At 66.4% G+C, this 24,888-nt stretch carries 29 protein-coding genes; 10 read left to right on the top strand and 19 right to left on the bottom strand.

Annotated elements, in window-relative coordinates; translation table 11 throughout:
* Position 1: 1 nt before the first annotated feature.
* Positions 2-988: an ABC transporter ATP-binding protein gene (locus tag ACEN9K_RS16720; RefSeq protein ID WP_495634683.1), complete on the bottom strand. Its 987-nt coding sequence runs from the start codon at positions 986-988 to the stop codon at positions 2-4.
* A gap of 53 nt (positions 989-1,041) precedes the next feature.
* Here ACEN9K_RS16720 and ACEN9K_RS16725 point away from each other — a divergent pair, with 53 nt between their 5' ends.
* Together ACEN9K_RS16725 and ACEN9K_RS16730 are read left to right on the top strand one after the other, a co-directional pair.
* Positions 1,042-2,256, top strand: coding sequence for an MFS transporter (locus ACEN9K_RS16725; RefSeq protein ID WP_495634684.1), 1,215 nt, complete (start codon positions 1,042-1,044; stop codon positions 2,254-2,256).
* A 101-nt stretch (positions 2,257-2,357) separates the two neighbouring features.
* Positions 2,358-3,290 carry a phosphatase PAP2 family protein gene (locus ACEN9K_RS16730; protein ID WP_144600849.1) on the top strand — a complete coding sequence of 311 codons (933 nt, stop codon included), beginning with the start codon at positions 2,358-2,360 and terminating at the stop codon, positions 3,288-3,290.
* A 135-nt stretch (positions 3,291-3,425) separates the two neighbouring features.
* Here the strand turns inward: ACEN9K_RS16730 and ACEN9K_RS16735 are convergent, their stop codons facing one another.
* The 6 genes from ACEN9K_RS16735 to ACEN9K_RS16760 form a co-directional block, all read right to left on the bottom strand.
* Entirely contained in the window at positions 3,426-3,803 is a 378-nt protein-coding gene (locus tag ACEN9K_RS16735) for a VOC family protein (protein ID WP_018768643.1), read from the bottom strand.
* A gap of 370 nt (positions 3,804-4,173) precedes the next feature.
* Positions 4,174-4,668 (bottom strand): hypothetical protein, encoded by a 495-nt coding sequence (locus ACEN9K_RS16740; RefSeq protein WP_018768644.1) that lies wholly within the window; start codon positions 4,666-4,668, stop codon positions 4,174-4,176.
* Positions 4,669-5,313 carry a signal peptidase I gene (locus ACEN9K_RS16745; protein ID WP_495634685.1) on the bottom strand — a complete coding sequence of 215 codons (645 nt, stop codon included), beginning with the start codon at positions 5,311-5,313 and terminating at the stop codon, positions 4,669-4,671.
* Complete coding sequence (locus ACEN9K_RS16750) at positions 5,303-5,911, bottom strand: hypothetical protein (RefSeq protein WP_495634686.1); 609 nt, start codon at positions 5,909-5,911, stop codon at positions 5,303-5,305. The genes ACEN9K_RS16745 and ACEN9K_RS16750 overlap by 11 nt, the downstream gene beginning before the upstream one ends.
* Before the next feature lie 74 nt (positions 5,912-5,985).
* The gene (locus ACEN9K_RS16755) at positions 5,986-6,537 is read right to left on the bottom strand and encodes an alternate-type signal peptide domain-containing protein (RefSeq protein WP_495634687.1); all 552 of its coding nucleotides are present in this window, start codon (positions 6,535-6,537) and stop codon (positions 5,986-5,988) included.
* Positions 6,538-6,694: 157 nt separating this feature from the next.
* Positions 6,695-7,348 carry a TetR/AcrR family transcriptional regulator gene (locus ACEN9K_RS16760; RefSeq protein ID WP_495634688.1) on the bottom strand — a complete coding sequence of 218 codons (654 nt, stop codon included), beginning with the start codon at positions 7,346-7,348 and terminating at the stop codon, positions 6,695-6,697.
* 147 nt (positions 7,349-7,495) lie between these two features.
* Between ACEN9K_RS16760 and ACEN9K_RS16765 the strand changes: the two genes are divergently transcribed.
* Positions 7,496-8,623 carry a flavin-containing monooxygenase gene (locus tag ACEN9K_RS16765; protein WP_495634689.1) on the top strand — a complete coding sequence of 376 codons (1,128 nt, stop codon included), beginning with the start codon at positions 7,496-7,498 and terminating at the stop codon, positions 8,621-8,623.
* On the opposite strand, the gene ACEN9K_RS16770 is transcribed toward ACEN9K_RS16765, so the two are convergent.
* Together ACEN9K_RS16770 and ACEN9K_RS16775 are read right to left on the bottom strand one after the other, a co-directional pair.
* Entirely contained in the window at positions 8,592-9,293 is a 702-nt protein-coding gene (locus ACEN9K_RS16770) for an esterase/lipase family protein (protein ID WP_495634690.1), read from the bottom strand. The two genes, ACEN9K_RS16765 and ACEN9K_RS16770, sit on opposite strands and share 32 nt — an antisense overlap.
* Positions 9,294-9,398: 105 nt before the next feature.
* Positions 9,399-9,977, bottom strand: a complete 579-nt coding sequence (locus ACEN9K_RS16775; RefSeq protein WP_488315765.1) for a TetR/AcrR family transcriptional regulator — start codon at positions 9,975-9,977, stop codon at positions 9,399-9,401.
* 140 nt (positions 9,978-10,117) lie between these two features.
* Here ACEN9K_RS16775 and ACEN9K_RS16780 point away from each other — a divergent pair, with 140 nt between their 5' ends.
* Complete coding sequence (locus tag ACEN9K_RS16780) at positions 10,118-10,795, top strand: NADPH-dependent F420 reductase (protein WP_488315764.1); 678 nt, start codon at positions 10,118-10,120, stop codon at positions 10,793-10,795.
* Positions 10,796-10,843: 48 nt separating this feature from the next.
* On the opposite strand, the gene ACEN9K_RS16785 is transcribed toward ACEN9K_RS16780, so the two are convergent.
* Together ACEN9K_RS16785 and ACEN9K_RS16790 are read right to left on the bottom strand one after the other, a co-directional pair.
* Positions 10,844-12,061 (bottom strand): MFS transporter, encoded by a 1,218-nt coding sequence (locus ACEN9K_RS16785; RefSeq protein WP_018768653.1) that lies wholly within the window; start codon positions 12,059-12,061, stop codon positions 10,844-10,846.
* Positions 12,062-12,150: 89 nt separating this feature from the next.
* The gene (locus ACEN9K_RS16790; RefSeq protein WP_056393166.1) at positions 12,151-12,582 is read right to left on the bottom strand and encodes a hypothetical protein; all 432 of its coding nucleotides are present in this window, start codon (positions 12,580-12,582) and stop codon (positions 12,151-12,153) included.
* A gap of 193 nt (positions 12,583-12,775) precedes the next feature.
* Here ACEN9K_RS16790 and ACEN9K_RS16795 point away from each other — a divergent pair, with 193 nt between their 5' ends.
* Complete coding sequence (locus ACEN9K_RS16795; RefSeq protein WP_223992407.1) at positions 12,776-13,171, top strand: hypothetical protein; 396 nt, start codon at positions 12,776-12,778, stop codon at positions 13,169-13,171.
* Between the two features lie 7 nt (positions 13,172-13,178).
* Here the strand turns inward: ACEN9K_RS16795 and ACEN9K_RS16800 are convergent, their stop codons facing one another.
* Positions 13,179-13,793, bottom strand: coding sequence for a PAS and ANTAR domain-containing protein (locus ACEN9K_RS16800; protein WP_056392957.1), 615 nt, complete (start codon positions 13,791-13,793; stop codon positions 13,179-13,181).
* 187 nt (positions 13,794-13,980) lie between these two features.
* Here ACEN9K_RS16800 and ACEN9K_RS16805 point away from each other — a divergent pair, with 187 nt between their 5' ends.
* Positions 13,981-14,322, top strand: coding sequence for a thioredoxin domain-containing protein (locus tag ACEN9K_RS16805; RefSeq protein WP_018768657.1), 342 nt, complete (start codon positions 13,981-13,983; stop codon positions 14,320-14,322).
* A gap of 51 nt (positions 14,323-14,373) precedes the next feature.
* Here ACEN9K_RS16805 and trxB read toward each other — a convergent pair whose 3' ends face one another.
* Together trxB and ACEN9K_RS16815 are read right to left on the bottom strand one after the other, a co-directional pair.
* The gene (gene trxB / locus ACEN9K_RS16810) at positions 14,374-15,351 is read right to left on the bottom strand and encodes a thioredoxin-disulfide reductase (RefSeq protein ID WP_142071539.1); all 978 of its coding nucleotides are present in this window, start codon (positions 15,349-15,351) and stop codon (positions 14,374-14,376) included.
* Between the two features lie 22 nt (positions 15,352-15,373).
* A complete protein-coding gene (locus tag ACEN9K_RS16815; protein WP_134163971.1) occupies positions 15,374-15,808 on the bottom strand; it encodes an arsenate reductase ArsC in 435 nt (144 codons plus the stop codon).
* 156 nt (positions 15,809-15,964) lie between these two features.
* On the opposite strand from ACEN9K_RS16815, the gene ACEN9K_RS16820 reads away from it, so the two are divergent.
* A complete protein-coding gene (locus tag ACEN9K_RS16820) occupies positions 15,965-16,288 on the top strand; it encodes an aminoacyl-tRNA hydrolase (RefSeq protein ID WP_018768660.1) in 324 nt (107 codons plus the stop codon).
* Positions 16,289-16,429: 141 nt separating this feature from the next.
* Here the strand turns inward: ACEN9K_RS16820 and ACEN9K_RS16825 are convergent, their stop codons facing one another.
* Both ACEN9K_RS16825 and ACEN9K_RS16830 read right to left on the bottom strand, forming a co-directional pair.
* Positions 16,430-16,873 carry a hypothetical protein gene (locus ACEN9K_RS16825; protein WP_495634691.1) on the bottom strand — a complete coding sequence of 148 codons (444 nt, stop codon included), beginning with the start codon at positions 16,871-16,873 and terminating at the stop codon, positions 16,430-16,432.
* A 62-nt stretch (positions 16,874-16,935) separates the two neighbouring features.
* Positions 16,936-17,454, bottom strand: coding sequence for a MarR family winged helix-turn-helix transcriptional regulator (locus ACEN9K_RS16830; protein WP_018768662.1), 519 nt, complete (start codon positions 17,452-17,454; stop codon positions 16,936-16,938).
* A gap of 206 nt (positions 17,455-17,660) precedes the next feature.
* Between ACEN9K_RS16830 and ACEN9K_RS16835 the strand changes: the two genes are divergently transcribed.
* Together ACEN9K_RS16835 and ACEN9K_RS16840 are read left to right on the top strand one after the other, a co-directional pair.
* Complete coding sequence (locus ACEN9K_RS16835; protein ID WP_231377410.1) at positions 17,661-18,431, top strand: ANTAR domain-containing protein; 771 nt, start codon at positions 17,661-17,663, stop codon at positions 18,429-18,431.
* A gap of 295 nt (positions 18,432-18,726) precedes the next feature.
* On the top strand, positions 18,727-18,873 hold the full coding sequence (locus ACEN9K_RS16840; RefSeq protein WP_155845532.1) for a hypothetical protein: 147 nt from the start codon (positions 18,727-18,729) through the stop codon (positions 18,871-18,873).
* On the opposite strand, the gene ACEN9K_RS16845 is transcribed toward ACEN9K_RS16840, so the two are convergent.
* On the bottom strand, positions 18,870-20,189 hold the full coding sequence (locus ACEN9K_RS16845) for an MFS transporter (protein ID WP_495634692.1): 1,320 nt from the start codon (positions 20,187-20,189) through the stop codon (positions 18,870-18,872). The genes ACEN9K_RS16840 and ACEN9K_RS16845 overlap by 4 nt on opposite strands.
* Positions 20,173-21,474, bottom strand: coding sequence for a putative lipid II flippase FtsW (ftsW, locus tag ACEN9K_RS16850; RefSeq protein WP_268001805.1), 1,302 nt, complete (start codon positions 21,472-21,474; stop codon positions 20,173-20,175). Before ftsW ends, ACEN9K_RS16845 begins: the two co-directional genes overlap by 17 nt.
* A 203-nt stretch (positions 21,475-21,677) precedes the next feature.
* Between ftsW and ACEN9K_RS16855 the strand changes: the two genes are divergently transcribed.
* The gene (locus ACEN9K_RS16855; protein WP_495634693.1) at positions 21,678-23,213 is read left to right on the top strand and encodes an LCP family protein; all 1,536 of its coding nucleotides are present in this window, start codon (positions 21,678-21,680) and stop codon (positions 23,211-23,213) included.
* A gap of 17 nt (positions 23,214-23,230) precedes the next feature.
* On the opposite strand, the gene ACEN9K_RS16860 is transcribed toward ACEN9K_RS16855, so the two are convergent.
* Positions 23,231-24,769 carry an HNH endonuclease signature motif containing protein gene (locus ACEN9K_RS16860; RefSeq protein WP_495634694.1) on the bottom strand — a complete coding sequence of 513 codons (1,539 nt, stop codon included), beginning with the start codon at positions 24,767-24,769 and terminating at the stop codon, positions 23,231-23,233.
* Positions 24,770-24,888: the final 119 nt, after the last annotated feature.

Raw genomic sequence — 24,888 nt, forward strand, 5'->3', positions numbered from 1 at the left:
GTCAGGCCCGCCCCCTCGCGCCGAGCAGGTGGCGCCGGGAGCCATGTCCGCCGTCGGGCGCATCAGCCTGTGGCCCGGCGGTACCGGCGCTGTCGCCGTAGTGGCGCAGGAACAGTTCCTCCAGGGACGGCGGAACAATCGTCAGGCCCTGAACGCCCAGGGCGCCCAGGGCGGGAAGCACCTCCGCGATCCGGTCGGTGTCGGCGCTGAACCGGATCCGCCCGGCGTCGACCGTCAGGTCATGCACAGCCCCCAGGCGGGCCAGGGCCTCGGGGTCCAAACCGTCAGCGGCGAACGACACCTCCGACCTGGTGAGGTGCCGCAGGGAGTCCAGCGTCCCGCCGTCGACAATCCTGCCCGCGCGGATGATGCTCACCCGGTGGCACAGCACCTCCACCTCGGAGAGGATGTGGCTGGAGAGGAGCACGGTGGCTCCGCGGTCGACGGCGGTGAGCAGCTCCCTGCGGAAGACCTCCTCCATGAGCGGGTCAAGGCCGCTGGTGGGTTCGTCGAGCAGGTACACCTCGGCTTCGGTGGCGAGGGCCGCGATCAGGGCCACTTTTTGCCGGTTGCCTTTTGAGTAGGCGCGTCCCTTCTTGGCGGGATCGAAGTCGAAGACCTGGCACAGCCGGGCTTTTCGACGACGGTACGCACCGCCGTCGGCGGTGCCGCCGCGCAGCCGGGACAGCAGGTCGATGGTTTCCCCGCCGGAGAGGTTGGGCCAGAGCCGGACGTCCCCGGGAACGTAGGCCAGCCGTCGGTGCAGCTCCACCGCCTGGGTCCAGGGCTCGAAACCCAGGACGGACGCGGAGCCGGACGTGGGCCTGGCCAGCCCCAGCAGGATGCGCAGGGTGGTGGATTTCCCGGCGCCGTTGGGACCCAGGAAACCGTGGATCTCACCGCGCTGGACTTCCAGGTCGAGGCCGTCAAGGGCCCTGACGTGCCCAAAGTGCTTGTGCAGGTTCGCTGTGTGGACAACGGTGTTCATGGTTCAAGTCTTCGAAGTTTTCACAAATTTATGAAGGTACTAAAGTCCCCACTATGAGCACCGGCCACCCCCAGTCCAGCGGCAAGGCCGCCAGCTCGTCCTCGGCACCGCTGTATGCCGCGGGGTTCGTCACCGCTTTCGGTGCCCACAGCATCGCGGCCGGGCTGGGCGCGCAGAGCGGAAACATCGGGCTGACCCTGCTGAACCTGGGCATCCTGCTGGCCCTCTACGACGTTGCCGAGGTCTTCCTGAAGCCCGTCTTCGGTGCGCTCAGCGACCGCATCGGCGCCAAACCCGTCGTCGTCGGCGGCCTCTTCGCTTTTGCCGCCCTGTCCTTGATCGGCCTTGGCGCAGCTGACCCGCTGATCCTTGCCCTGGCCAGGCTGGGACAGGGCGCGGCGGCGTCGGCCTTCTCGCCGGCGTCGTCCGCCATGGTGGCAAGGATGGCCCGCGGCGGGAAGGCCGGCACCTACTTTGGCCGGTACGGGTCCTGGAAAAGCCTGGGATACATCATCGGCCCACCGCTGGGCGCGGGGCTGATCCTGGCCGGCGGTTTCCCGCTGCTGTTCGGCACGCTGTCCGCGCTGGCTGCGGTGACCGCGGTGCGGGTGCTGCTGTCCGTGCCGCATCTGGCGCCGCTGCCGCGGAAGCGGTACACGGTGCTGGACCTCGCGCGGCAGGTGGGCGAGCGCCGGTTTCTGGTCCCCACGCTGGTGCTGGCTGCCTCAACGGGTGCGTTGGGTGCCGCCGTCGGCTTCCTTCCGGCGCTGGCCACCCGGCACGGCCTGGACGCCTTCGCCGGGACGGCGGCGGTGAGCGTGGTGGCGCTGGGCTCGGTGCTGACCCAGCCGTGGATCGGGCGGCTGCGGGACCGGCACGCCGTCACGGACAACAGGGGCACGACGACGGGCCTGCTGCTGATTGCCGCGGGCGTCGGCCTGGTGGCGGCCGCCCCGGGAGTGGTCACCATCTTCGTTGCCGCGGCGTTCATCGGGGTTGGGATCGGCGCGGTGACCCCCCTCGGTTTCGCCCACCTGGCGGACACCACACCCCCCGAACGGATGGGCAGGACCATGGGCTCGGCGGAACTGGGACGCGAACTGGGCGACGCCGGCGGGCCGCTGCTGGTGGGCGGCATCGCCACGGCCACGGCGCTTCCGTTCGGGCTGGGTGTGCTGGCGCTGCTGGTGGCCGCGGCGAGCATCCCCCGGCTGGACCCGGTCCAACCCACCCACCGCGGCCCAATCAACCCCCCGCCGCCCAACTAGCTCGCAGTAACTGTCGTTTTGAGCCCTGAAAACGACAGTTAGTGCGAGCCAGTTTCAACGCTTGAGAGGTCTTCCAGCTTTCTGTGTCACCCTTAACCGCGATGACTTTTTCACGGCAACTACCCACCAGGACCCCGGCCCGGCCTGCCCCGGGCTCGGCGTTCCTGTTCGTGCTGTCCACCCTGGCGTGCATTGCCGGGCTGGTTGCCACCTACTACTTCTTCGTCCAGACCACCACCGGACAGTTCATTGACGAGTCCGCGCTGGTGGAGGCCGTGGAGATCCACGGCCCCGCCGGCAAGGCCGCCACCCGGTTCCTGGACCTGCTGCCCACCATCTCGCTGGTGATGGCCGCCGTCGTGGTCCTTTTTGTGACGGTGATCCGGCGGCACTGGACGGAGGCAGGGATCGCCGTGGCCGCGTGCATCGGCGCCAACGTGGCAACCCAGGTACTGAAGGACCTCCTGCCGCCGCGCCCGGACAAAGGCGTGTTGACGCTGGAGCTGAATTCGCTGCCGTCGGGGCATACCACTCTGGCCGCGTCCGCGGCGGCTGCGGTGTTTTTGATGGCGTCGCCGCGCTGGCGCCCCATGGCCGGCTTCATTGGCGGCACCTTTGCCATCGCCTCGGGGGTGTCCACGCTGATCAACCAATGGCACCGGCCCGCCGACGTGGTGGCAGCCTTCCTGCTGGTGGGGGCGTTCATGATCCCTGCTGGCTGGCTGATCCTCCGCCGTGGTTCATGGAACGAATGGGACGGGTTCGGCGAGCATGTGGGATCCGCCCGGATCTGGCTTACGCTGCCGGTGCTGATCGGCTTGGCCTCGGCCGTGGTGGCGGTGTATTCGTTGATCCGGATTGCGCCCAGTCCGTGGCAGGAGGCCAGCACCACCAACTACTTCTGGGCAGGCATCTCCCTGATTGTGATCGCGGGATACCTGGCCACCGTTGCCACAACCTCCCTGTTCGCCTACGCGGCACGACGGCGGGACGCGCCCAGTAGCACGGAGCGGCCGCCGGCAGCGGGGTTTTGAGCAAATCTTGAGGAATTGATACCCCCTGGCTTGAGCCATGCCCGGGATAGTTGCAGGTGCCCGGGCGGCGTCTTGAAGTGGGCGCCGCCCGGTACCCCCACTGTTCTCCCGCTTGCAGCCTCTCCGGCGGAGGTCTCAGGGATCGAGCCGCTTGCGCAGGAGGCAGAACTCGTTGCCTTCCGGGTCCTGCAGCACGTGCCACTGCTCGTCGCCGGTCTGCCCCACGTCGGCCGGCCGTGCGCCGAGGGCCAGCAGGCGTTCCAGCTCCGCGTCCTGGTCCCGGTCCACGGGGTTGACGTCGATATGCAGCGGAAGCCTCCCCACCCGCGGATTGCTGCTGGGGCTCAGGAAGATGGTGGGCTGCAGACCGCCAAAGCCGGCATCGGGCGGTCCGATCTCAATCGCACCATCCTCCCGGTCGATCTCCACATAACCCAGGACCCCGCTCCAGAACCGCGCAAGCAGTTCCGGGTCGGCACAGTTCAGGACCAGTTCGCTGATACGGCATGACATGGTGCCAGTGTACGGACGGGCCGCGGCTGCGTGCGGGCGGACACGGACCGGAAGGCACGACGGCGGCACGCACCTCGCGCGGGAACTCACCTTCGACGCGCATCGCCTTTCCCGACGCGCAGGGTTGTTCTCGACGCGCAGGGTTGTTCTCGACGCGCGTAGTTGTTCTCGACGCGGATATTCCCCTCCGCGGCCCAAATATCCGGGGCGCAAAGGCAACTGCGGGTCGAAAGTGAATATGCGCGTCGTGACGAGGGCGGGCAGAACCACCGCTGGACGGGCAATCCCCAGCCCGGCGGGAGGCGGCGCCGCTGCGTGGGGGGTGTTAGCAGCGGCGCCTTCTTCCGTCGGGCTGGCGGTGGACCGGCGCCTAGAAGGTCGTGGACAAGCAGGTGACTTTGTTGCTGTTGTTTCCTTGTTCCAGTGACACGGTGGCTGACGCGGTGGTCTGCACCTGGTTCGCGTATGTCGCTGTGACACGGATGGTCAGTGGGGTGGTGGTCCTGTTGGCCAGCACGATCTGCGAGTTGATGGTCAGGGTGATGGTGCTGGTTGTTCCCAGGCTTACGGACTCGTTGTAGGAGGGCCCATACGTGCCGTTCGACTGGAGTGCGGCGTAGGTAAGTGTCGTTGGCGCCGTCGTCCCCACCGCTGACAAGGTTGCGGTTTGCCGCGGGTTGTCATTGGTGCAGGTGAATCCCGAGAACTGGTTCGGCCACGCGCCGGAGGCAGTGACGGTCATGGTGGCCGTGGCGCTCTGCTGCCAGAGGGCCGAGGCCGAGGCGCCGCCTATGCCCAGCAGCACCGTGAGGATGAAGGCCCCGACGGCGAGGCCCGCACCGGGAGCATTCCGGATCCGTGCCATCTACTGCGCCCCGGCGGCCGCGTTGTCCCGGGAACGGGTCTTGCGGACCGACCTGTACACGGTGATGGCTCCGTAGCCGATGAGTGCCACGGCAGCGATGACTGTCCAGGTCCCACGGTCGGAATTCCCCAGGAAGTTGGCCACGAAACCCACGTACGGGACTGCGTAGAACAGCTTGCCCTTGACCTGGATGGCGCGGACGGGGTTCTCATCGTTGGCGCCGTTGTTGTCGCCCTTGGTGATCAGTGTCTTCTCGCCCTGCTGGGTGGACCCGAACCCCACGATCCGGTGCGTCTCCACATCGGGCCGGCCTGAGTAGAGCTGGAAAGTGATGACGTCACCATATTTCAGCTCATCAAACGGGGCAGGTTTCATCACCATGAACGTGCCCGGCGGGTACTTCTGCGCCATGGATTTGGTCAGCACCGTGTAGGTCTGCGAACCCGTCGCCACCGGAACCACGATGAGGACCAGGGCGGCGAACAGTGACACCAGCATGGCTGCCATGCTCAGGAAACGTCCGACGACGGCCCAGGCGGCAGTGCGCCTTCGTCCACGCTGCCGGGTGGTTGCCGGAGTCCCGCTCCCCGGTTCTGTCGGGTCGGCTTCGCCGCCCAGCAGGCGTTCGGTCAGGTCAGCAGCCACTGGGCACCCCGCAGAGCTGACGTGCGGTGAGTTGGAGCGAGATGTTCACTGCTTGTCCTTTCACTGTGGAGGGGGCGCTGGAGCCCAGGCTCACCTGGAAACAGAAGACGGTGGAACCGCCTTTGACAACCGTGGGCGAGACAAGCCCTGCGGTACTGATTGACGCGAAGCCTGTGGCGGTGCTGCATTCCGCGGAGGAAGCCGCAGTTTTCGCGTTGACGGTGACGTAACCGGCGAGGGTTCCGCCGCTGACATTTGCGATGGTGGGCTGGCCTGCCGTGATCGCCGTGTTGAACTGGCCGCCGGCGTTGGTGTTGTTGGTGACCACCACGCCGCCGTAGACCGAGGTGCCCGGGCCCAGTGTCCCTGCGGGAGAAAGGGTCAAGGTGGCAGCCGAACCGTCAGCAAGGGTCATTGTGGTTGTTTGTCCCGTGTTGACCGCCGTCAGCGCCGTATCGAACGACGCCGACGTGATGGTCCCAGGGGAGGCTGATGCCGCCGCGCTCCACAACGCGTAGGTTCCCTGAACGGTGAACAGTCCCAGGACCACTGCAACGGCGGTCAGCGCTGCCGCCTGCAGCCTGCGCTTGGTGCGCATGGTTCCTCCTGGTCCTGATTCCGGGCTTCGGTCAATCGAGGCGGGTGACCTTGAGGCCACCCGCCTGCGCAAGGCTAGGAAAGACCGTCGTTAGCGGAGTTCACCTGGGTCACGGTGTAGCTCACGTTTCCGAGGTTGTAGTTCTTGGTGACATCACTGCGGCCGGTCGTGGCGCCTTTGAATTCGAAAACGGTTGTTGCCGTGACCGTCTGGGTGGTACTTCCGGTAACGGGCTTCAAGACAGTGCTGGACGTTACATCGCCCGCGCTGTTGGTGAGTTTGAGCGGTGAAACGATGACGTTGTCGGTAGTGAAAGTGCTGGTGGGAACATCGGCGAGAACAACGTTGGCGGCCATCTTGTTGCCGACCAGGGTTACGGTCAGATCCTGGGTGAAGGTGAGCTTGTCACCCGGGACCACTTTGTAAGTGCTGATGTCAATGGTGGCACCGTTGCGGTCCGTCCATACGCCGGCGCCAGCCTTAACATTGAGGTCACCGGCCACGATGATGCCGGGAGTCGCGGCATCTGCCGCGTTCCAGTTGGCCAGGGTTCCCCCGCCGCCCAGCAACAGTGCTGCGCCAACGGCGATGGCTGCGGTTCCCTTGATCAGAGTGCTGTTCTTCATGATGTCCCCTCAGACTTTTTTGGTGTGTGCGTTTTGTCTAGCTGGGGACAACATTGCCGTGCCAAGCTCAGGAAGTGAGGGGGTAAAACGTCAACGAAAGCTCAAGTTATTTGAAATTTCAACCCGCCCCTGACCTGCACTTCTATCGGAATACAGCTTATTTCTGCTCCAGCAATAGCCGGCACCAGGCATCGGTCAGCCAGTCTGCGAACCGTTCCGGACTCCACCCGCGCTGGTCCACCAGCAGCACCCAGTATTCGGGCCCGTTCATGCTCCACACGGCGTCGGCCAGCTCTTCGGCAGGCCGGTCCGTCCGCAGTTCCCCGGTGGAGGCAAGGTCCTCAACGAACTTCAGCATGTTCGCCGCCCGCCGGTTGGAGATTTCCTTCCACAGTGCTGCGCAGTCGGGATCCGTGCCGGCGGCATCGCGCAACGCCACGTATACCGGAGCAAGGCGCGGCTGGATGCGGGCCAGAGCATGGGCGTATATGGAAATCTTTTCGGCTGCAGCCTTCGCCTCCCGCATTCGGATCACATAGTCGCGGCGCTCGGCGGGCACCGCCCGGCCGGTCCCGGAGATGGCCGTTTCCACCACTTCCCTCAGGAGGTCCGGTTTTCGGCCGATGGTGGCATAGATGGTGTCGACGGCGACGCCAGCCCTCCGTGCGATGCCGGCCACGGTGCTGGAACGGTAGCCCTCCCCCACGAAAAGCTCACGGGCAGCAGCCAACACGGCGTCGCGGGTGGCCGCCGCCTGTTCCTTCCGGAGCGGCGAGTGATAGCGGCGGGCCGGGGCATTGACTGCATCCATCGGGAGGCCTACCCTAATTTCATCCGAAGTATATTCGGATGAATCTTAGCAGGAAGCCCGGACAGGCAGTAGCGAACCCGCAAGGCGGCGGCAAAAGCCGCAACGCCGTGGCAGGCTCACAGCAGTCCGGGCGAAAGGGCAGGCGTCATGTCAGAGCACTTCGATACGGTCGTCATCGGCGGCGGCCAGGCGGGTTTGGCCATGGGCTACCACCTGTCCCGCCTCAAGCGCCCCTACGTCATCCTGGATGAGAACGCCAGTACCGGGGACAGCTGGCGCAGCCGCTGGGACTCCCTCCGGCTGTTCACCCCGGCCCGGTACGACGCCCTTCCCGGCAGCCGCTACCCGGCTCCCCCGTGGTCCTACCCGTCCCGGGAGGAGTTTGCCGGTTACCTGCGCAGGTACGCGGAAAGATTTGCGCTGCCGATCCGGAACAACGTGCGGGTCACCAGCCTCAGCCGCAACGGACATCACTTCGTCATTGAAGCCGAGAGCGGCCGGCAGTTCGAGGCGGACAACGTGGTGGTGGCCGCCGGCTGGGACCGGAAGCCCAAAGTTCCGGCATTCGCACATCACCTCAACCCGGACATCCAGCAGTTCACGGCGGCAAGCTACAGGAACCCAGGAGACCTCGCCCCGGGCCCGGTCCTGGTGGTCGGCGCGGGCAATTCGGGCGCGGACATTGCCCTGGAGCTGGCCACCAGCCGCACGACATATCTCTCCGGCAGGCATCCCGGCGAGATTCCTTGGCCCATCGACGCCGTGGCAGCAAGGCCACTGACCCTCGCGGTCTTCTTCGCTTTCTCCCACGTCCTGACGCTCAACACGCCGATGGGCCGCAAGGCCCGCCCACAAATCCTTGCGCACAGCGGACCACTGGTCAGGGTGAAAGACCGGGACCTGGTGCGTGCCGGCGTCGAACGCGCCCCCAGGACGGAAGGCGTCAGGGACGGCCGCCCGTTGCTGGCGGACGGCCGGACCCTTGAGGTTGCCAACGTCATGTGGTGCACCGGCTTCCGGCCCGCGCTGGAGTGGATCCGCCTGCCGGTGTTCGGCCCGGACGGCGGGCCGGAGCAGGACCGCGGCGTCGCACGGGCACAGGCGGGGCTCTACTTCCTGGGCGCCATCTTCCAGCAGTCGCTGGCGTCCTCCATGGTCCACGGCGTAGGCACGGACGCAGCGTTCATCGCCAGGCGCATCGCAGCAACCAGGGCATCCACGGCAACACAGACACCCGCCGGCGTCAGGCCGGAAGGTTCAGCTGCTCCACAATGATCCGCGCGGTTCCGGGGTCGCCCAGGATCCTGAAGTGCCCCGCCACTGGGAGTTCAATGTTGGTGGCCCCGGGAAGGACGCTCCCCTCCGGAATGTGCGGATCAAACGGCCCGTAGATGGACGTGATGCGGCTGTTGATGGTCAGTTCACGGGACATCTGGAGGGTCAGGGCGTTGCGCGGCGAGAAGATCCGGAGGCTGGGCAGCAGCATGTACCGGGCGTATCGCGAGCCGGAAAACGGTGCGCACACGGCGATCATCCGGTCGATCCGGTGCTCCGGGTCCAGGGACAGCATGGCGTACTTCCCAATCAGGCCGCCCTTGCTGTGCGCCACCAGGATGGCATCGCGCAGTCCCGCCTCCTCCAGGTGCTGGGCCACCAGCTTTGCAGCGTCCGGGACCTTCATCTTGTTGCGCTGCAGCACCGTGACCACGTGCACGGGATGCCCGGCGTCGTGGATGGCCTGGATGAGCGGCATCATGAACTGCCAGTTTTCGTACACGCCGGGAATGATCAGCACGGGCTGCCGGGTGCCGTTGTGGAAGGACTCCGGCTGCACGCGCGACAGGAATCCGCGGACCTGCCAGCCCGCGGCATAAACATAGTCCTGCGCCCACCACACGGCTTTTTGCAGCGGGCTGATGCGGGCTTCAGCGCCGGGATCACTCATGTGTCGAGAATAACCCGCTCCTGCGACACTTCCCGCAATGACGGTCCGGGGGAAGTGGAGCCGCAGCTGGACCTGGCGTATTAGCCCCGACCAGCTTCACCGTGACTAGCGCTGGGTGCAGGCGTCGTCCACGAGGCGCCGGGCCAGGTTCAGGGCACGCTTGCCGTAGCGGGCGCCGTCGAGAACCGCGCCTGTTGCATAGGCCCCGTTGAGGACGATGAGCAACTCCTCGGCCAGCTCGCCAGGGTCCTGCGCACCGGCGTCGGCTGCCAGCGACTGGAACCAGTCCCGCACCTGCTGCTTGTGCGCTGCCGCCACCAGATGGGCCGGGTGGTTGCCCTCCGGAAACTCGGTGTTCGTGTTCAGCATCGGGCAGCCGCGGTAGGTAGCACCGGCGGTATCTCCGGCCAACACCTCAAAAACGGCAGTGAGTTTCTCCCGGGCGTCGTCGCGTTCCCCGGCCGCCTGCCGCATCCGCTCGAACCAGGCGTCCGCGCGTCCCTGAACGAACGCTGTGGCGAGAGCGTCCTTGGTGGGGAACTGGCGGTAAATGGTGGCGTTTCCCACCCCGCATTCCTTGACCACCGTATCCATCCCGACCGCGCGGATTCCCCGCTGGTAGAACAGGCGCGTGGCCACCTCAAGCACATTGCGCCGGTTCTCCTCGCCGCTCTTGCGCGCCACGGCAAACCCACCCTTCCAAAACCCAAGCCGAAAAATGTACCGCCTTTAGTTTGACAGACGGATCGATCCGTCACAAACTAATGAGAACGATCCGTCACATCGGATCCGACCCCGTTAAATATGAAGCTAAGGGAACCACCATGAAGACTGCTGTCCTCGGAACCGGCACTGTCGGCCGCACCATCGCCGCCCGCCTGGCAGAGCTCGGACATACCGTGACCATTGGCACCCGCAGCCCCGAAGCCACGCTCGCCCGCACTGGGGCAGACGCCATGGGCAACGCACCCTTCGCCACCTGGGCTGCAGCAAACCCGGGCGTCTCGCTGGCCGGCTACGCAGAGGCCGCCGTCGGGGCAGAGCTCATCATCAACGCCACCAACGGCAACGGATCCCTGGATGCCCTGGCACAGGTAGGCGCGGAGAACCTTGACGGCAAGGTCATTCTGGATATCGCCAACCCGCTCGATTTCAGCCAGGGCATGCCGCCCACCCTGTTCGTCAAGGACACCGATTCACTCGGTGAGCAGATCCAGCGCGCTTTCCCCACCGCCCGCGTGGTGAAGTCCCTCAACACCCTCAATGCCGACCTCATGGCGCGTCCGGACACCCTTCCCGAGGCCAGCACTGTCTTCGTCTCCGGAAACGACGCGGACGCCAAGCACATGGTCACGGAACTGTTGAAGGATTTCGGGCACCAGGACGTCATCGAGCTCGGGGACATCTCGACCGCCCGTGGCACGGAGATGCTCCTCCCTGTCTGGCTTCGCCTCTGGGGCGCCCTCGGCACGCCGGAGTTCAACTTCAAGATCGTTCGCTGACCCGGGGAACCGGTTCGGGACGCCAGCCTTGGGGTGGCGTCCCGGCGGTCAGTAGTTGCGGCGGTGCTTCAGGCGGGGAATGACGACGCCGAACACGGCCGCCGCCGCGAACCCCAGCAGGCCTGTGGCTGAGATCCCCGGGCCCAGGGAGGCCAGGGCGGTCACCCCGGACAGCAGGACCGGGCCGCCTGTGGAGCCGGCATCCGCCATGAACCGCCAGAGGCCCAGGAACTGGCCGCGGCCCCGGTCCGGCGAAAAGTCGGCGCCCAGCGTCATCACCAGGCCGGAGCTGATGCCGTTGCCAAAGCCGATCAGCAGCGCCGCCAGCAGCAGTCCCACGAAGGAACCGGTGAGCGGGATCAGGAGCAGCGCAGTCCCCATGAGCAGCGTGGAGGGAATCGCCACCCACTGCCGCCCTTTCCGGTCCATCAGTTTCCCGGCGGGATAGAACACCAGCATGTCGATGGCACCGGAGAGCCCGTAGATCAGGGATGCGGAGGTGGCGTCCATGCCCAGGTGGTCGGCCCAGAGCGGGATCACCACCTGCCGGGAGGACCGCAGCGCGCTGAGCAGCAGGATGCCCACGCCCAGCGAAAGGAACACGCCGGCATGCGACACCGCGACGCTCCGAAGCGTGGGCTGGGGGCCCGCGTCCCCGCCCAAGGGGACATCCGGCGTCGCAAGGTCCGGGATGGTGAGGGACAGCAGCGCGGCGGCCGCCATGGCCACCACCCCCACCCAGTAGGCGCCGGCGATGCCGAAGAACTGCATCACCGCCGCGCCCGCGAACGGGCCGATGAACACGCCGATGCGGTTCACGCCGCCCAGCGTGGACAGCGCCCGGGCGCGGAAGGCCACCGGCACCGCCTCCGTCAGGTACTTCTGGCGGGCCAGGCCAAACACCGCCCCGGACATCCCGACGACGGCCATCGCCACGGCGAGCAGCCACAGCCCGTTCGGGGCCAGGGCGGAGGTGGCGGCGGCTGCCAGCGCCAGGCCACCGGCGACGGCGGCGCCCACGATGGACCAGCGTTCACCGAATCGAAGGGTTACCAGCGACGCTGGCAGGTTGAAGAACCAGGATCCCAGTCCGATGAGGGTGACGATCAGGGCCGCCACTGCCACCGAAGCGCCCAACTCGCGGGCAGATAATGCCACCACCGGAAGGATGGCGCCCTGCCCAATTCCGAAGAGCAGTGTGGGTCCGAAAGCGGCGACCGCAATGCTGCGCAGGCTGAAGGGCTGGGAGGGGTCCGGGGAAGTCATCAGATTTATCCTATGGCCGCCCCCTCCCTGGGGAGGCTGCAGTGTGACGCAGCGGACAGGGACTCACAGTGGCCTCCGCGGAGAGTGGATCAACGGGCCCTTGGTTCCAACCCGGCCAGGGCGCGGAACAGGTTGACGACTTCCACCACCGCCCCGATGGCCGAGCCCACGATGCCGAGCACCAGCAGCACCCGCACCAGCACCGGCCAGCCGGACCAGCCGGTGCCGAAGTCGAAGGGAAATACCTCCCACAGGCGCAGCATGGCGGCAACCCCGAAGCCTATGACCACCAGGTTGCCCAGCGCCACGAGGGTACGTGCGTGGATCACCACGCAGACGAGGTTGACGATGATGCCCGCGATCAGGGACGCGTTGATGAGGTCAAGGACGCGGGACATGTCGGCTGTCAGGAACGGCAGCACCTGCCACCCAGGCCACATGTTGATCCCGTACAGCAGCAGGGCGTTGACGATGGCTGAGCCAAGGTTGCCGCTGCGGCTGGTGGTTGTCCTGTCCGCCATGGCAACAGGGTCTGGCATAGGGACCATGCCCGAAAGTGCCGAAGGTCCCCCGGCGGCGCCTTCCTGCCACCGCCCGGCCCTACCGCCCAGCCGCCGAGAACCCATGGACCCACGAACCGGACAACGGCGGGCCCTTCGGCCCTGTTTCGCCGACGCCCAGGGCAACCACGCTGGCTGAAGGAGGTGGTGGAAGATGTTTACGCTTCGCACCCTGGGCGGCATCGCCCTCTTGATGGCCGGGAGCAGCTGGTTGTGGATTACGCCCACCTTCGCCACCCGCGGGGTCAACACGTCAGGTATCTGGTGGAACATCACCATGGTGCTTGCGCTGCTGACCGTCTTGGGGTTCCTGGTGGCCACGTGGGGACTGTTTGCCCGGTGGAGCTGGTGGGAAAATGCGGCCCTCGCGTCGGCTGCACTTGGGCTTGTGGCCCTGGCGCCCTTCTGGTTCGCAGCCATCGGCGGGGGCGAAACTGTCGGGACCACGGCGTGGAATGTGTTCGTCCACGTCCTGATGGTGGCCGGCGTCGCGGTGTTGCTGCTGGTCCCGTCGCTGGAGCGGTGGGTGAACCAGCAGGTCATGGGATAACCGGGAATCAGTAACCCTCCAGGACTTCCCTGGCCTTCCCGTTTGCCGCCGCGCTGGTCAACTCCTCCGCCACGAGGTGCAGCTTGACGTTGGCGTGCTGGCTTCTGGCGGCCAGCACCCGGAACGCCGATTCGGCATCCACACTGTGCAGGGCCATGACAATGCCTTTCGCCTGCTCAATGACCGCCTTGTGCCCGAACGCACCCTCGATGGCCTCCGTCGCGGCATGCTGGGACTCGATGCGCAGGCTCTGGGTCACATCCACCATGAAGCCGCGGGCCAGCTCTACGCGCCCGGAAGGCGCGGCGACGGCCTGGATCGCAGAAAAGACGCGCCGCTCCCTGCCGCGGACGTCAATGATCCGGTGCAGCAGGGCACCCTGGCCACCGCCCTCAAGGAGGTCCGCCCACAGCGCGCGCACCGGTTCCCGGTCCCCCGGGTGCTTGTGGGCCATCAGCACGTCAAAAGTGGGCACCACCTCACCTGGCTGCAGCCCGTGAATGCCAAACATGCCCTCGGACCAGTTCATGCTTCCTGAGGCAACGTCCAGCTCAAAGGTCCCCGACGGACAGACGGCAGTGATCGGCAGCGGAAAGAGGTACGCATCCAACTTCGACCACATGCATTCCTCCAAAACTCACATACCCAGTGCGGGTTTTCTCGCACAACAATAGCTGAATCCGGCGGCCGCTGGTTGCCATATCCGCTGGCGCAGCAGGCGGATTCGGGGGGTCACAAAAGCCGCGCGGAGGAGTAGCGTTCGCCTTATGGGCGCTGATCCGCGCCCGCAGCCAAGGGGAGGTCAATTCATGGGCGAAGTGTGGATCCGCACGCTGGGCAACGGGCTGGTCCGGGCAGATCGAGTCACGGAGATTTCATCTACCCGCGGGTCCCTGCATGAGGACAGCGGGTATTCATTGAAAGTGATCGTGGACGGCAAGGGCCACGTGCTGATTGACGACGGCGGGCTGCAGGGGTCCCTGCCCGAACGGCTGGAATATGCCAGGCATATGGAAGACGCCCTGCTGCTGGCCATCGACGAGGCGCGCGAGAACGACGCGTCCATGGTGATCTCCTACGAGCCGGAGCGTGAACGCTGGTCCGCAGCTCCAGTTTCAGTATTAACCGGACGGCTTCCCGAAGTCGTCTGACCCGCGGAATGAAGCCTGCCCGGGCAACAGTGAGTGCCCGGGCAGGAGTACTTAGCTGTGCGTGGGTTCTTCCACGAGGGCGGTGGCGATGCTGGCCGCGTCCTCCAGTGCGGCCAGGAACCGCTCTGCGTCCAGGGCGGCGGCACAGCCGGTGCCGGCGGCGGTGATGGCCTGCCGGTAACGGTGGTCCACGGCGTCGCCGCAGGCAAAGACGCCCGGCAGGTTTGTGCACGTGGTGGGGGCGTCCACCTTGATGTAGCCTTCCTCGTCCAGGTCCACCTGGCCCGCCACCAGTTCGGTCCGCGGCAGGTGTCCGATGGCCACAAAGATGCCGGTGGCGTCCTGGTGCCGGGTCTCACCGGAACGGGTGTCTGTGAGGGTTACGCCGGTGACCTTGCCGTCGCCGTGGATGGCGGTAACGGCAGAGTTCCAGGCGAAGCGGATCTTGGGGTTGTCCTTGGCCCGCTGCGCCATGATGCGGGAGGCGCGCAGCTCGTTCTTGCGCACCACCACGGTCACGGTCTTGCCGAACCGGGTCAGGAAGGTGGCTTCCTCCATGGCGGAGTCGCCGCCGCCAACCACGATGATGTCCTGGTCACGGAAGAAGAACCCGTCGCAGGTGGCACACCAGGAAACACCGTGGCCGCTGAACTTTTTCTCCTCAGGCAGGCCGAGTTCCTTGTACGCAGAGCCGGTGGCCAGGATGACGGCCGTAGCCTCGTAAGTCTCCCCGCCGCCGGTGACCACGCGCTTAACGGAACCTCTCAAGTCAACGGACGTGGCGTCGTCGTACTCAATGCGCGCGCCGAACTTTTCCGCCTGCTGCTGCAGCCCGTCCATCAGCTCAGGGCCCTGGATGCCGCCGGGGAAGCCCGGGAAGTTTTCCACTTCAGTGGTGTTCATCAGCGCGCCGCCGGCGGTGACGGAGCCGGCCAGGACCAGGGGGTTCAGGCCCGCGCGGGCGGCGTAGATGGCGGCGGTGTAGCCGGCGGGGCCGGAGCCGATGATGATCAGCTGTTCTTTGCTCATGGATTGTCCTTCGGTGGCGGTACTACTGGGCGTCCGCGTGCTGCGCGGGCAGGAGTTCGGTGATCAGTTGTTCAACGCGTGCCTTGATCTCATCACGGATTGGACGGACGGACTCAACGCCCTTGCCGGCCGGATCCTCCAGGACCCAGTCTTCGTAGCGCTTGCCCGGGAAGAACGGGCACTCGTCACCGCAGCCCATGGTGATCACCACGTCCGATTCTTTCACTGCCTCGGTGGTGAGTACCTTGGGGACCTCTGCGGACATGTCGATGCCTACCTCGGCCATGGCCTCCACCGCCGCCGGATTGACCTTGTCGGCCGGCTGGGAACCGGCGGAGCGCACCTCGACGGCTCCCCTGGACAAGGATGTGAGGAACGCTGCCGCCATCTGGGACCGGCCGGCGTTGTGGACGCAGACAAAGAGGACGGAAGGCTTTCCTGCGGGGTCGATGCTCATGGCACTCCTCAAACTGGTAGGAAACTACGTTCGGTGTAATAAAGGCCCCCCGTGTTGCGCAGGTCACATTTGTTGCCTAATCTAATTGAGGCTCATGCAAACGGGCCATGCAAGAAGCTGCAGCGTCGCAGCCAATGCCGGGGAAGGCTTTACAACTTGAACTCTAAGCTGAACATCGTTGTCCGGGTGGATCTGGACCACAGCAAGGCCAAGGTGATTGCAACGGGGCATATCACCATTCACAGCGTCAACGCCCTCTATGTAGTGGCAAAGCGTGCCAACTCCCTCAGGGGAGGCCTGGACCTGGAACTGGACGTTTCCAGCGCCTGGGTGGACGAGGAAGCACTGGAAATGCTCCGCGCCGCCTCTGAAACAAGGCACCTTCCAGCCAAAATCGATCCGGAACAGGCTCCCTGCACCATCAGCGTGCTGGCTGACCGCCGACATCCGCGTCACACGGCCGGCCGCCTGGCCGCATAAATTCCCCGGCCGCTCGCCGCGCCCATTTTTCGGGCCAGAGCAGGCCGACCACCGCTTCTCTTTCCGCTCCAACAGCCCGAAGTGCAGCTGCATCTGAACAAACGGATGGCTGCACTTCGGGGTGGTGGAGCAGTTTTTGTTTTACCGCAGCTGGTCCTTGGCAACCAGGATGTCGTGAAGCTCCTCAACGGTGAGGCCGGCGGCCCTGCCCAGGTCCTCCTGCCCTGCACCCAGCCTCGCGGCGCTCTGGACTGCATGCTCAAACCGCTCCTGCGCCGCATCCAGCTCCCACTGGAGGCTCTCCACCCTTGCGGAAGCCAGCTGGACGGCCTCCAGCGGATCACCGGCAGTGCCGCCTTCGACGATCCTGTAACCGCATGCGCAGGACCATTCCGCCGAGCCAAGCTCCAATGGTGCCCACCCCAGCGACGCTATCGGTACGGGGCCGGCCGCCATCGCTGCGCCGCAGTGAAAGGGTGCCGCGGGGTCGCCAATCACAGAGGGCGCGGGCTGAAGCGGGAGTTCTTCGTAATGCTCAACGCGGGTCGACTGCCCCGGCGCCTGAGGTTCAAGTACTGCAGTCATGCAATCCGCCGTCCGATAGTTAACTAACAATGTAGCTAGTCTAACTAGGATTATCTCTTTGTCTACCGGCCGGTAATGCCGGGGCCGGAATTGACGGCGTCCACTGCTTCCCGCATGCGCACCAGGAAGTGCATGACGGCCTTGATTTCTTCGGAAGACAACGATTCGGCGGCTTCCAGCATGCGCTTGTGCATCTGGTTCAGGTTGTGCCGGACTTCCTCGTCGGCGCCGGGAGTAGGCCGCAGGATGACGGCGCGGCGGTCCGAGGGGTGGGGCTCCCGGGTGACGTAGCCGCCGGACACCAGGCGGTCCACAAGACTGGTCATGGAGGCGGACGTGATGCACAGGCGGGCTGCAAGTTCCGTGGGTCGGATTCCCACGCCGGCAGCCTCTGCATCGATGAGGTACCGCAGCGCCAGGAGGTCCGTCTCCCCCATTGCGGCGGACGAGCGGGTGCGCCTTCTCATAGCGCTCTCCGAGGTCCGGAATTCGCGGAGCGCGTTGATGACATCAACAGCCCCGGGCTCGACGCCCTCGACGGGTGGGTACCAGTAGCCTTCGCTTGCACCATGCGGGTTCATGCGAATTCCTTCGATATCCTACTTGCTTGGCTGTCTAACAAACCCATGGTAGCCCACTTGTTCCCCCGCCACCTCCACAACGTTGAAAAGCAGCAGGCAAGTACCCGGGCGGGCGGCACGGGAAAAGTAGAGTACCGGCTACTCGTGCCGCACACCGTCCCGGCCCAATAGGTTTCTTCCAACCCGCGGCGCCACGGCCAAGGGGCGTGACGAGACGGGGGTGCAGGGTGGCGGTTGGCCCGGCAGACAATGTGGAGCCCGAACGGCAGGGGTTCCTGCTGGATTTGGTGACAGGGGCCGACGGCGATGCAGGGTCCCTGCAGAAGCTCACCGATGCTGCCGCCCGCTGGATCAGCACTTCCGCCGGAAGGGCACTGGAGTGCGCCGCCGTCCTGCACCGGCAGCGGTCCTGTTTTGCCACCGCCGGCAGCACTCCGGCCGCGGCCAGCGTGGCATCGGAGGACGAGCACGGGGACAGCCCCACCGCTCTTGGTTCGCCGCTGATGGCGCCGGCAGTGATCAACCAGGCCGGCGCCCGCTGGGAGGCGTACCGCAGGCGGCTGCTGGACAAAGGCTTCGGCTCAGCGCTTGCCGTTCCCCTGGAACTGCAGCCGGGCTCGGCTGGAGCCCTCGTGTTCCTGGGACCGGCAAACTACGTTTTCAACGCCAAGGTGATCAACGAGGCAGCCTGGTTTGGCGAGGTGGCATCGCACAGCCTGAAGCTGGCCCTCGACGTGCACGGCGTCATCCGCGCCGGGGACAACCTGAAACAGGTACTGGAGAGCCGGACCAGCATCGACGTGGCCTGCGGCGTGCTCATGGCGCAGAACCGCTGCTCATACACGGAGGCGTTCAGCAAGCTTGCCGGCACCTCGCGGCACCGGAACCTGAAGGTCCGCAGCGTTGCGGAGAACATCCTGAGGTCACTGCCCAGCGGCACGCCCGGAACACGGTTCGAGCCCCCGGCAATCGCGTAGGAACTGCGGCGAAAATCCTAGTGCCGTGCCCGTGCCCTGATAAGGCCGGCCGCCACCAGCCCTGCACCTCCGAGTGAAGCCAGCATGCCGCCGAGAGCCACAAAGTAATCGGTAATGGTCATTGTCCTGCGCTCCTTCCGTACTGCCTGATGAGCCCAAGCTATGCGGCGAAACTCAGCATTTCCTGAAGGATCGCCAGCAGCTTTGGTCAAGATCCGGTAAAGGAAAACTGCGGCGATCCACATACTTTGGCCCGCGATCTTCTCTTTGTGGGGGCGTTCCGTATTATTCATGCATGTGGACAAAACAAAGCCAGAGCTTCTGCCCCACCTGCGGCAGGACCACCAATCACGTCACCCATTTCCAAAAGGACGACGCCGGGTCCCTGGTTGCGGACGTCCGCTGCGTTGAGTGCCCCGAGATTGCCGGGGCGGTCGCCTAGGTAGTTTCGTTCCCCGAAGACGGCAGTTGGCCTTCCATGCCGGAGGCGTGCGGACGCACGACGGCGAAGACCGCCAGGGCCGCGGCCTGGACCACCGTGACGGTAACCGCAAGTGCAGGAACTGAGATCTCGTAGAGCAGGCCGATGACGAAACTGCCGGCCAGCCAGGCAAGGCCGTAGCAGGCAGTGAACATCCCGTAAGCACTCCCCCGCCGGGCCACCGGAGCGAGGCCCGCCACCCCGGCCCGCATGGTGCTTTCCTGGACACCCATCGCTGCTCCCCACAGCAGCACCCCCGCCACCGCAAGCGCCGTGCTGTTGCTGAAGCCCAGCCACGGGACCGCGGCGGCCAGGACCGGAAGGGCCAGGAGAACCTTCAACCCCACCCGGTCAAAAAGCCAGCCGGAAACCAATGCCGCCACGGCATCCACTCCCATGGCCGCGGCGTAAAGCACCGGGACCAATGAGGGCGGCAGGAGTCCGGTGGCCACCAGATGGAACGACAGCAGGCCGAACGTGGCATAGCCGAACATGGTCAGGCTGCTGAAGGCTGCGTAGAGCCAGTACTGGCGCGGCATTGGGGCCGGCTTCCCAGCAATTGTGTCCTGGGCGGGAACGGGGCTGGCGGGAACGGGGCTGGCGGGAACGGGGCTGGCGGGAACGGGGGTGGGTGGGGCTGGCGGCGCGGCGGAAGGCTCGTAGACACCGGGGTCGGGAACGCGTCGCCTGAGGCGGAACAGAATCAGCATGGCAGCAAGCCCCGGAACAGCCAGGAGCAGGAACCCGGGACCGTAGCTGCCGGACAGCGCCAGGGCCGCCCCCACCAGCAGCGGCCCCACCAGCGCCCCCACCTGGTCCAGCGCCTCGTGCAGCGCGAACGCCTTGCCCTGCCCCATCGCTGAACCGGCCTCGGCCAGCATGGTGTCCTTCGCCGGGCTCCGCACCGCCTTGCCCAGCCTTTCCGCCAGGACCAGCAGGCAGGCTATCCACAGCGCATCGGTGATCCCCAGCAACGGCACGGACAGCGCGGTCAGGGCATAACCGCTGAGTGCGAGCGTCCATCGCAGCGCCGGCCGGTCGGCCAGCCGCCCGAACACCAGGCGGAGCACCAAGGCCACCGCTTCACCAGCCCCCGTGACCACGCTGACCAGGAGCGCGGACGCGCCCAGCGCACCCAGGTAAGGGCCGGTGACGCTCCGCGCCCCTTCGTAGACCATGTCCATCAGCGCACTGACCACCCCGAAGACCAGGATGAAGCGGATGGCAGTCATGGGCGCCGGAGGAGTTGTCCCGCCGGCGCTACCGCTGGTACGCATGCTCCCGGGCCTGCTTCACGCCCCGGCCGGACACAGCTCGGGTTGACACGGGCCGGGCTGACACGGGACGGCCGGGTCCGGCGCGACGGGACCGGGTGGGGTGAGGGTGTACACCTTCCGGACGCGTTACCGCCAGGATCACCCCGATGCCCGCCAGTGAGGAGACCATGGCCGATCCGCCATAGGAGATGAACGGCAGCGGCACGCCGATCACCGGCAGCAGTCCGCTGACCATGGCGATGTTGATCACGGCCTGTCCCAGGATCCAGGTGATCACGCTGCAGGCCACGATCCGCGAGAAGGTGTCCGTGGTGCGGGCAATGGTCTTGAACACCGCGATGGCCAGGATGGCGAACAGCCCCAGCACCAGCAGGGTTCCGGCCAGGCCGAGTTCTTCGCCGAGGATGGAGAAGATGAAGTCGTTGTGGGCTTCGGGGATCCAGTTCCACTTCTGCCGGCTCTGTCCCAGGCCCACGCCAAACCAGCCGCCGGAGGCCAGGGCGTACGCGCCGTGCTGCGCCTGGTAGCCCATTCCCTGCGCGTCCTCGTCGGATCCCATGCCCAGCCAGGATGAGATCCGCCCCATCCGGTTGCCGCTGGTGGCCGCGAGCAGGAGCGCTGCCACCGCGCAGACCAGCCCCGCAACCGAGAACACCTTCATCCGGACTCCGCCATAGAACATGGTGGCGGCGAGGATCATCATGATGATCATGGTGGTGCCCAGGTCGTGCCCCAGCGCCACGATCAGCATGATCAGTCCCCCTGCGGGTGCCAACGGAATGACCGCATGCTTCCACTGCCCCAGGAGGGCCTGCTTGCGGTCCAGGATGGCGGCGGCCCAGACGATCAGCGAGAGCTTTGCGAACTCGGAGGGCTGCGCGGTGAAACCTCCCACGCTCAGCCAGTTCCGGTTGCCGTTGACGGACATTCCCAGCGGTGTGAACACCAGCACCAGGGCAACAAGGGAGCCGATCAGCAGCGGCCAACCCAGCCATCGGATCCGCCGCACGGGCATCCGGGCCAGCACCAGCATGATCACCACGCCAGCCACGGTCCACATGGCCTGCTTCAGGGGCAGGTCGTACGGATTGTTTCCTGCCGCCACAGATTCCACGGACGACGCCGATGCCACCTCCACGAGTCCGATCGCCGAGAGCGTGAGGACCACCGCCAGGATCAGCGGCCGGAGGCGTCCCGGGGAGTCATCCACCAGCCACACCGCCACTTTGCCCAGCCCGCGCCGGGCAGGACGGCCCGCCACGCGCTGCTTTTGTCCTGTATTCATCTGTCCGTTCCTCAGCCTGCACAGCAGGGCTTTCCCCATGGCCGGGCCCATCTCCGGGGCGGGTACCCGCCGAGAAAAAAGAGTACGCCCTCTGCCGCCGCCAGGACCGGGACGGCGCGGCTGCAGGCTGCCGTTCTTGGGGAATTGCCAGCTTGGGCCTGTAGGGTAGCCGAAACCTGTCCCCTCCCGAAGGTCATTTTTTCGTGTTCGGTTCCAGAAAATCCCCCGACCCGGATCAGGTTGGCTCCGCCCCCGGCGCCTACCCCGGCCAAGGCGAGTTGTACGCCGCCAGTTTGCGCCGCCGTCGGCCTGTACGCCGTGTCCCGCGCTGGCTCAAGGCCGTTACCGCCGTGGTGTCCGCGCTGCTTGTCGGTGCCGTGGCCTTCGGCGGCTACTGGGCGTGGCGCCTGCAGTCGAACATCACAACGTCTGAACTGACGGCGGGTGGGGAGCGGACCGAAGGGACCGTGAACGACAGCACGGACCGGATGCAGATCCTGGTCCTGGGCTCCGACACCCGGGACGGCAGCAACAGCCAGTACGGCAGCGCGGAGGACTCCTCCGGCTACGGCCAGTCCGACGTCATGATGCTGCTGGACATTTCCGCGGACAACAAGCACGTCAACGTGGTCAGCTTCCCGCGCGACCTGCTGGTGGACGTGCCGGCGTGCACGGACCCCAAAACCAAGCAGGCATATCCCGCCCGCCAGGACGTGATGATCAACAGCGCCATGGCACAGGCCGGCATCGGCTGCGCCGTGGACACCGTGAACAAACTGACCGGCCTGGAGGTGGACCACTTCATGATGGCCGACTTCAACGCGGTAAAGGAACTGTCCAATGCCGTGGGTGGCGTGGAGGTCTGCGTCAGCGATGCCGTGCACGATCCGGACAGCGGGCTGAACCTGCCTGCCGGAACGTCCCAGGTGCAGGGCGAACAGGCGCTGGCGTTCCTGCGGACCCGGCACGCTTTCGCCAACGGCGGGGACCTGGGGCGCATCCAGGCCCAGCAGGGCTTCCTGGCTTCGCTCAGCCGGAAGCTCAAGTCCGAGGGCACGCTGGGCAATCCGCAGAAAACCCTGACCATTGCCGACACCATCACCAGGAACCTGACCGTTGACTCGGGCCTGTCCTCCATCCCATCACTGCTGACCATCGCCAACCGGCTGAAGAACATCGACCCGGCCAACATCAACTTCATCACCACGCCCACGGTGCCGGCGCCGGCGGACCCCAACCGGCTGGCACTGAATGAGCCGACAGCCTCCAACTTCTTCGCCGCGCTCCGAAGCAGCCCGGACCTGAGCCAGCCCTCCTCCGCCTCCCCCACGGAGGCGCCCGCAACTCCCGCGGCACCCGCCTACGACAAGTCACTGCAGCCCATCTCCATTGCCAACGGCACCGGCGTGACTGGGCGGAGCAATGCCATTGCCGGGCTGCTCTCTGAGGCCGGTTTCACCAACCTGACCAAGCTGCAGGCCCAGGCGCAGGAGAAGACCATGGTCTACTACTCGCCCGGGTTCGAGGACGTGGCCGCGGACGTGGCAGCGCTGTTCGGCCTGCCCGCAGGCAACGTGCAGCAGGTGGCGAACATCCAGGGCGTGCAACTGTACGCGGGCACGGACTTTGCCGCCGGCACCAAACCCGCCGTACCGCCGTCGTCCGCCGACTCCTCAGGCGGCGTGGTGGCCCAGACGGGCAGCGACCAGACCTGCCAATCGGCCAACCCTCTGGGGTAGCAGGACTACAGGCCGGTCTACCGGCGCGGCGGCTCACACGGCATGGGGCTGAAGGCGTGCTTCCCCAGGAGGCTTCGTTCGCGGGTCCGGCATCGTTCGCGGGCCCGGCTTCGTTGGCGGGACTGGCTTCGTTCGCCGGGCAGGAACCCGGGTGGCCACTTTGGTGGTTCCCAGTCCTGGTGTTCGCTTGTGTAGTGGCGGCCGGTGGGTGAGGTCCAGCCGGGTGGTTCGTTCGTGCTGGCCGGGGTGGGTTTCCAGGCGGTGGTGTGCCGGAGCCTGTGGTGTTTCGGGCAGGGCTGTCCCAGGTTGCTGATGCCGGTGGTGCCGCCGTGGTGCCAGGCGAGAAGATGGTCGGCCTCCGTGTCCAGGGAGGTGTTGCTGCAGCCCGGGAACGGGCATTTCCCGTCCCGCATCCGCAGCCAGGCCCGCATCGCCCTGGGAACCCGGTAACTCTTCCGGCCAATCTCCAACGGCGCCCCGTCCCGCGGGTCCACCAACACCCGGTAAAACGAGCCCGCCCCGTCCGCGACCAGTCGCCGCGCCATCGACGCCGGCACCGGACCATACCCGTCCAGCATCGCCGGTTCATCGGTCAGGCCCATCAGCGCGAACACCGGAACCGTAACCAGCACCTCGGCGCGGACCGGCGACGAATGGTGGCCAGTTCCCGATGCGGCGCTGGTCCCGCTGCCGCTGGTGCTGCCGAGGATCGCTGCGGCGAAACTGTCGGCCCGCAGCTGGGAGAGGGTCCTGTCCTCGGCCGGCCCCTGCAAACCCCGTGCGGCAACGGTGAGCCGGTTCCAGCCAGCCTGGGCCTGGTCCGCGGGCAGGTACGCGCCCAGCCACGCCATCCCGTCCCGGTCCGGCCGGAACTCCACCCGCCGCTCCGCCACACCCCTGGCATGCCGCTTCTCCATCGATTCGGCGTGGTGGCGCTCCCGCCAGGTCCGCGCCTTGACCCGGAACCGGTGCGCCGGCAGCTCCCCAACCGGGCACCCCCTGGCCGGGGGAAGGGCGTCCGGGTCCGGTGTATCGGGTGGCAGGAAATGCGCCTCCAACGCCGCCGCCCCGGCCGCATCAAGGCTCGCCGTTTCGTCGGCCAGCACTATCGCGTGCTGCCATGACAGGGTCCCGGACTGCAGCGCCTCCAAAGTCCGCGGCAAGCTGCTGGTCAGGGCGTGGGAGGTGGCCAGGAACGACGCCGCCGCCCGGGGACCCAACGCCAGCACGCACCCGATCTCCGCCGCGACCGCCATCTCCTGCGCCACCACCGGCACGTCCGGGCCCACCACAGCATGCGCAGCCTCCGCGTACCCCACCGCAGCCTTCGCCTTCAACCCCGCAACCCGCGCCTCCACCTCCCGGGCCCCGGCGAGAATCTCCAGGCACCCATCCGCCAAACCGCGCAACGGATCAGGAACCGAGAAAGGCTCAGCATCCAAAAACGAATCAGCATCCGAGAACGCCTCCAGACCCGCCCCGTCCACCTCAGCCTGAAGCACAGCAAGGGCAGCGCGAATCTCCTCGAACGCCCTCACCACCGCCGCCTTCCCCATAAACCCATCATGACAAGGGGGTCCGACAATTGCCGGCGGGCCACCGAACGTTGAACGCCTCCTTCACTTCAGCGGCGGTTGTTCAAGCCGAAAACTTGTCGCGGGGACTGGGATTACGG

This window comes from Pseudarthrobacter sp. Pseusp20, assembly GCF_059492155.1.

Coding starts and splice junctions, on each gene's coding strand:
- ACEN9K_RS16720 (WP_495634683.1), bottom strand. CDS start 988: ATGAACACCGTTGTCCACACAGCGAACCTGCACAAGCACTTTGGGCAC.
- ACEN9K_RS16785 (WP_018768653.1), bottom strand. CDS start 12,061: ATGACTTCCCCGGACCCCTCCCAGCCCTTCAGCCTGCGCAGCATTGCG.
- ACEN9K_RS16795 (WP_223992407.1), top strand. CDS start 12,776: ATGTTTACGCTTCGCACCCTGGGCGGCATCGCCCTCTTGATGGCCGGG.
- ACEN9K_RS16755 (WP_495634687.1), bottom strand. CDS start 6,537: ATGAAGAACAGCACTCTGATCAAGGGAACCGCAGCCATCGCCGTTGGC.
- ACEN9K_RS16780 (WP_488315764.1), top strand. CDS start 10,118: ATGAAGACTGCTGTCCTCGGAACCGGCACTGTCGGCCGCACCATCGCC.
- ACEN9K_RS16845 (WP_495634692.1), bottom strand. CDS start 20,189: ATGCGTACCAGCGGTAGCGCCGGCGGGACAACTCCTCCGGCGCCCATG.
- ACEN9K_RS16750 (WP_495634686.1), bottom strand. CDS start 5,911: ATGCGCACCAAGCGCAGGCTGCAGGCGGCAGCGCTGACCGCCGTTGCA.
- ACEN9K_RS16860 (WP_495634694.1), bottom strand. CDS start 24,769: ATGGGGAAGGCGGCGGTGGTGAGGGCGTTCGAGGAGATTCGCGCTGCC.
- ACEN9K_RS16765 (WP_495634689.1), top strand. CDS start 7,496: ATGTCAGAGCACTTCGATACGGTCGTCATCGGCGGCGGCCAGGCGGGT.
- ACEN9K_RS16840 (WP_155845532.1), top strand. CDS start 18,727: ATGTGGACAAAACAAAGCCAGAGCTTCTGCCCCACCTGCGGCAGGACC.
- trxB (WP_142071539.1), bottom strand. CDS start 15,351: ATGAGCAAAGAACAGCTGATCATCATCGGCTCCGGCCCCGCCGGCTAC.
- ACEN9K_RS16735 (WP_018768643.1), bottom strand. CDS start 3,803: ATGTCATGCCGTATCAGCGAACTGGTCCTGAACTGTGCCGACCCGGAA.
- ACEN9K_RS16740 (WP_018768644.1), bottom strand. CDS start 4,668: ATGGCACGGATCCGGAATGCTCCCGGTGCGGGCCTCGCCGTCGGGGCC.
- ACEN9K_RS16830 (WP_018768662.1), bottom strand. CDS start 17,454: ATGAACCCGCATGGTGCAAGCGAAGGCTACTGGTACCCACCCGTCGAG.
- ACEN9K_RS16825 (WP_495634691.1), bottom strand. CDS start 16,873: ATGACTGCAGTACTTGAACCTCAGGCGCCGGGGCAGTCGACCCGCGTT.
- ftsW (WP_268001805.1), bottom strand. CDS start 21,474: ATGAATACAGGACAAAAGCAGCGCGTGGCGGGCCGTCCTGCCCGGCGC.
- ACEN9K_RS16730 (WP_144600849.1), top strand. CDS start 2,358: ATGACTTTTTCACGGCAACTACCCACCAGGACCCCGGCCCGGCCTGCC.
- ACEN9K_RS16800 (WP_056392957.1), bottom strand. CDS start 13,793: ATGTGGTCGAAGTTGGATGCGTACCTCTTTCCGCTGCCGATCACTGCC.
- ACEN9K_RS16815 (WP_134163971.1), bottom strand. CDS start 15,808: ATGAGCATCGACCCCGCAGGAAAGCCTTCCGTCCTCTTTGTCTGCGTC.
- ACEN9K_RS16790 (WP_056393166.1), bottom strand. CDS start 12,582: ATGGCGGACAGGACAACCACCAGCCGCAGCGGCAACCTTGGCTCAGCC.
- ACEN9K_RS16725 (WP_495634684.1), top strand. CDS start 1,042: ATGAGCACCGGCCACCCCCAGTCCAGCGGCAAGGCCGCCAGCTCGTCC.
- ACEN9K_RS16760 (WP_495634688.1), bottom strand. CDS start 7,348: ATGGATGCAGTCAATGCCCCGGCCCGCCGCTATCACTCGCCGCTCCGG.
- ACEN9K_RS16770 (WP_495634690.1), bottom strand. CDS start 9,293: ATGAGTGATCCCGGCGCTGAAGCCCGCATCAGCCCGCTGCAAAAAGCC.
- ACEN9K_RS16805 (WP_018768657.1), top strand. CDS start 13,981: ATGGGCGAAGTGTGGATCCGCACGCTGGGCAACGGGCTGGTCCGGGCA.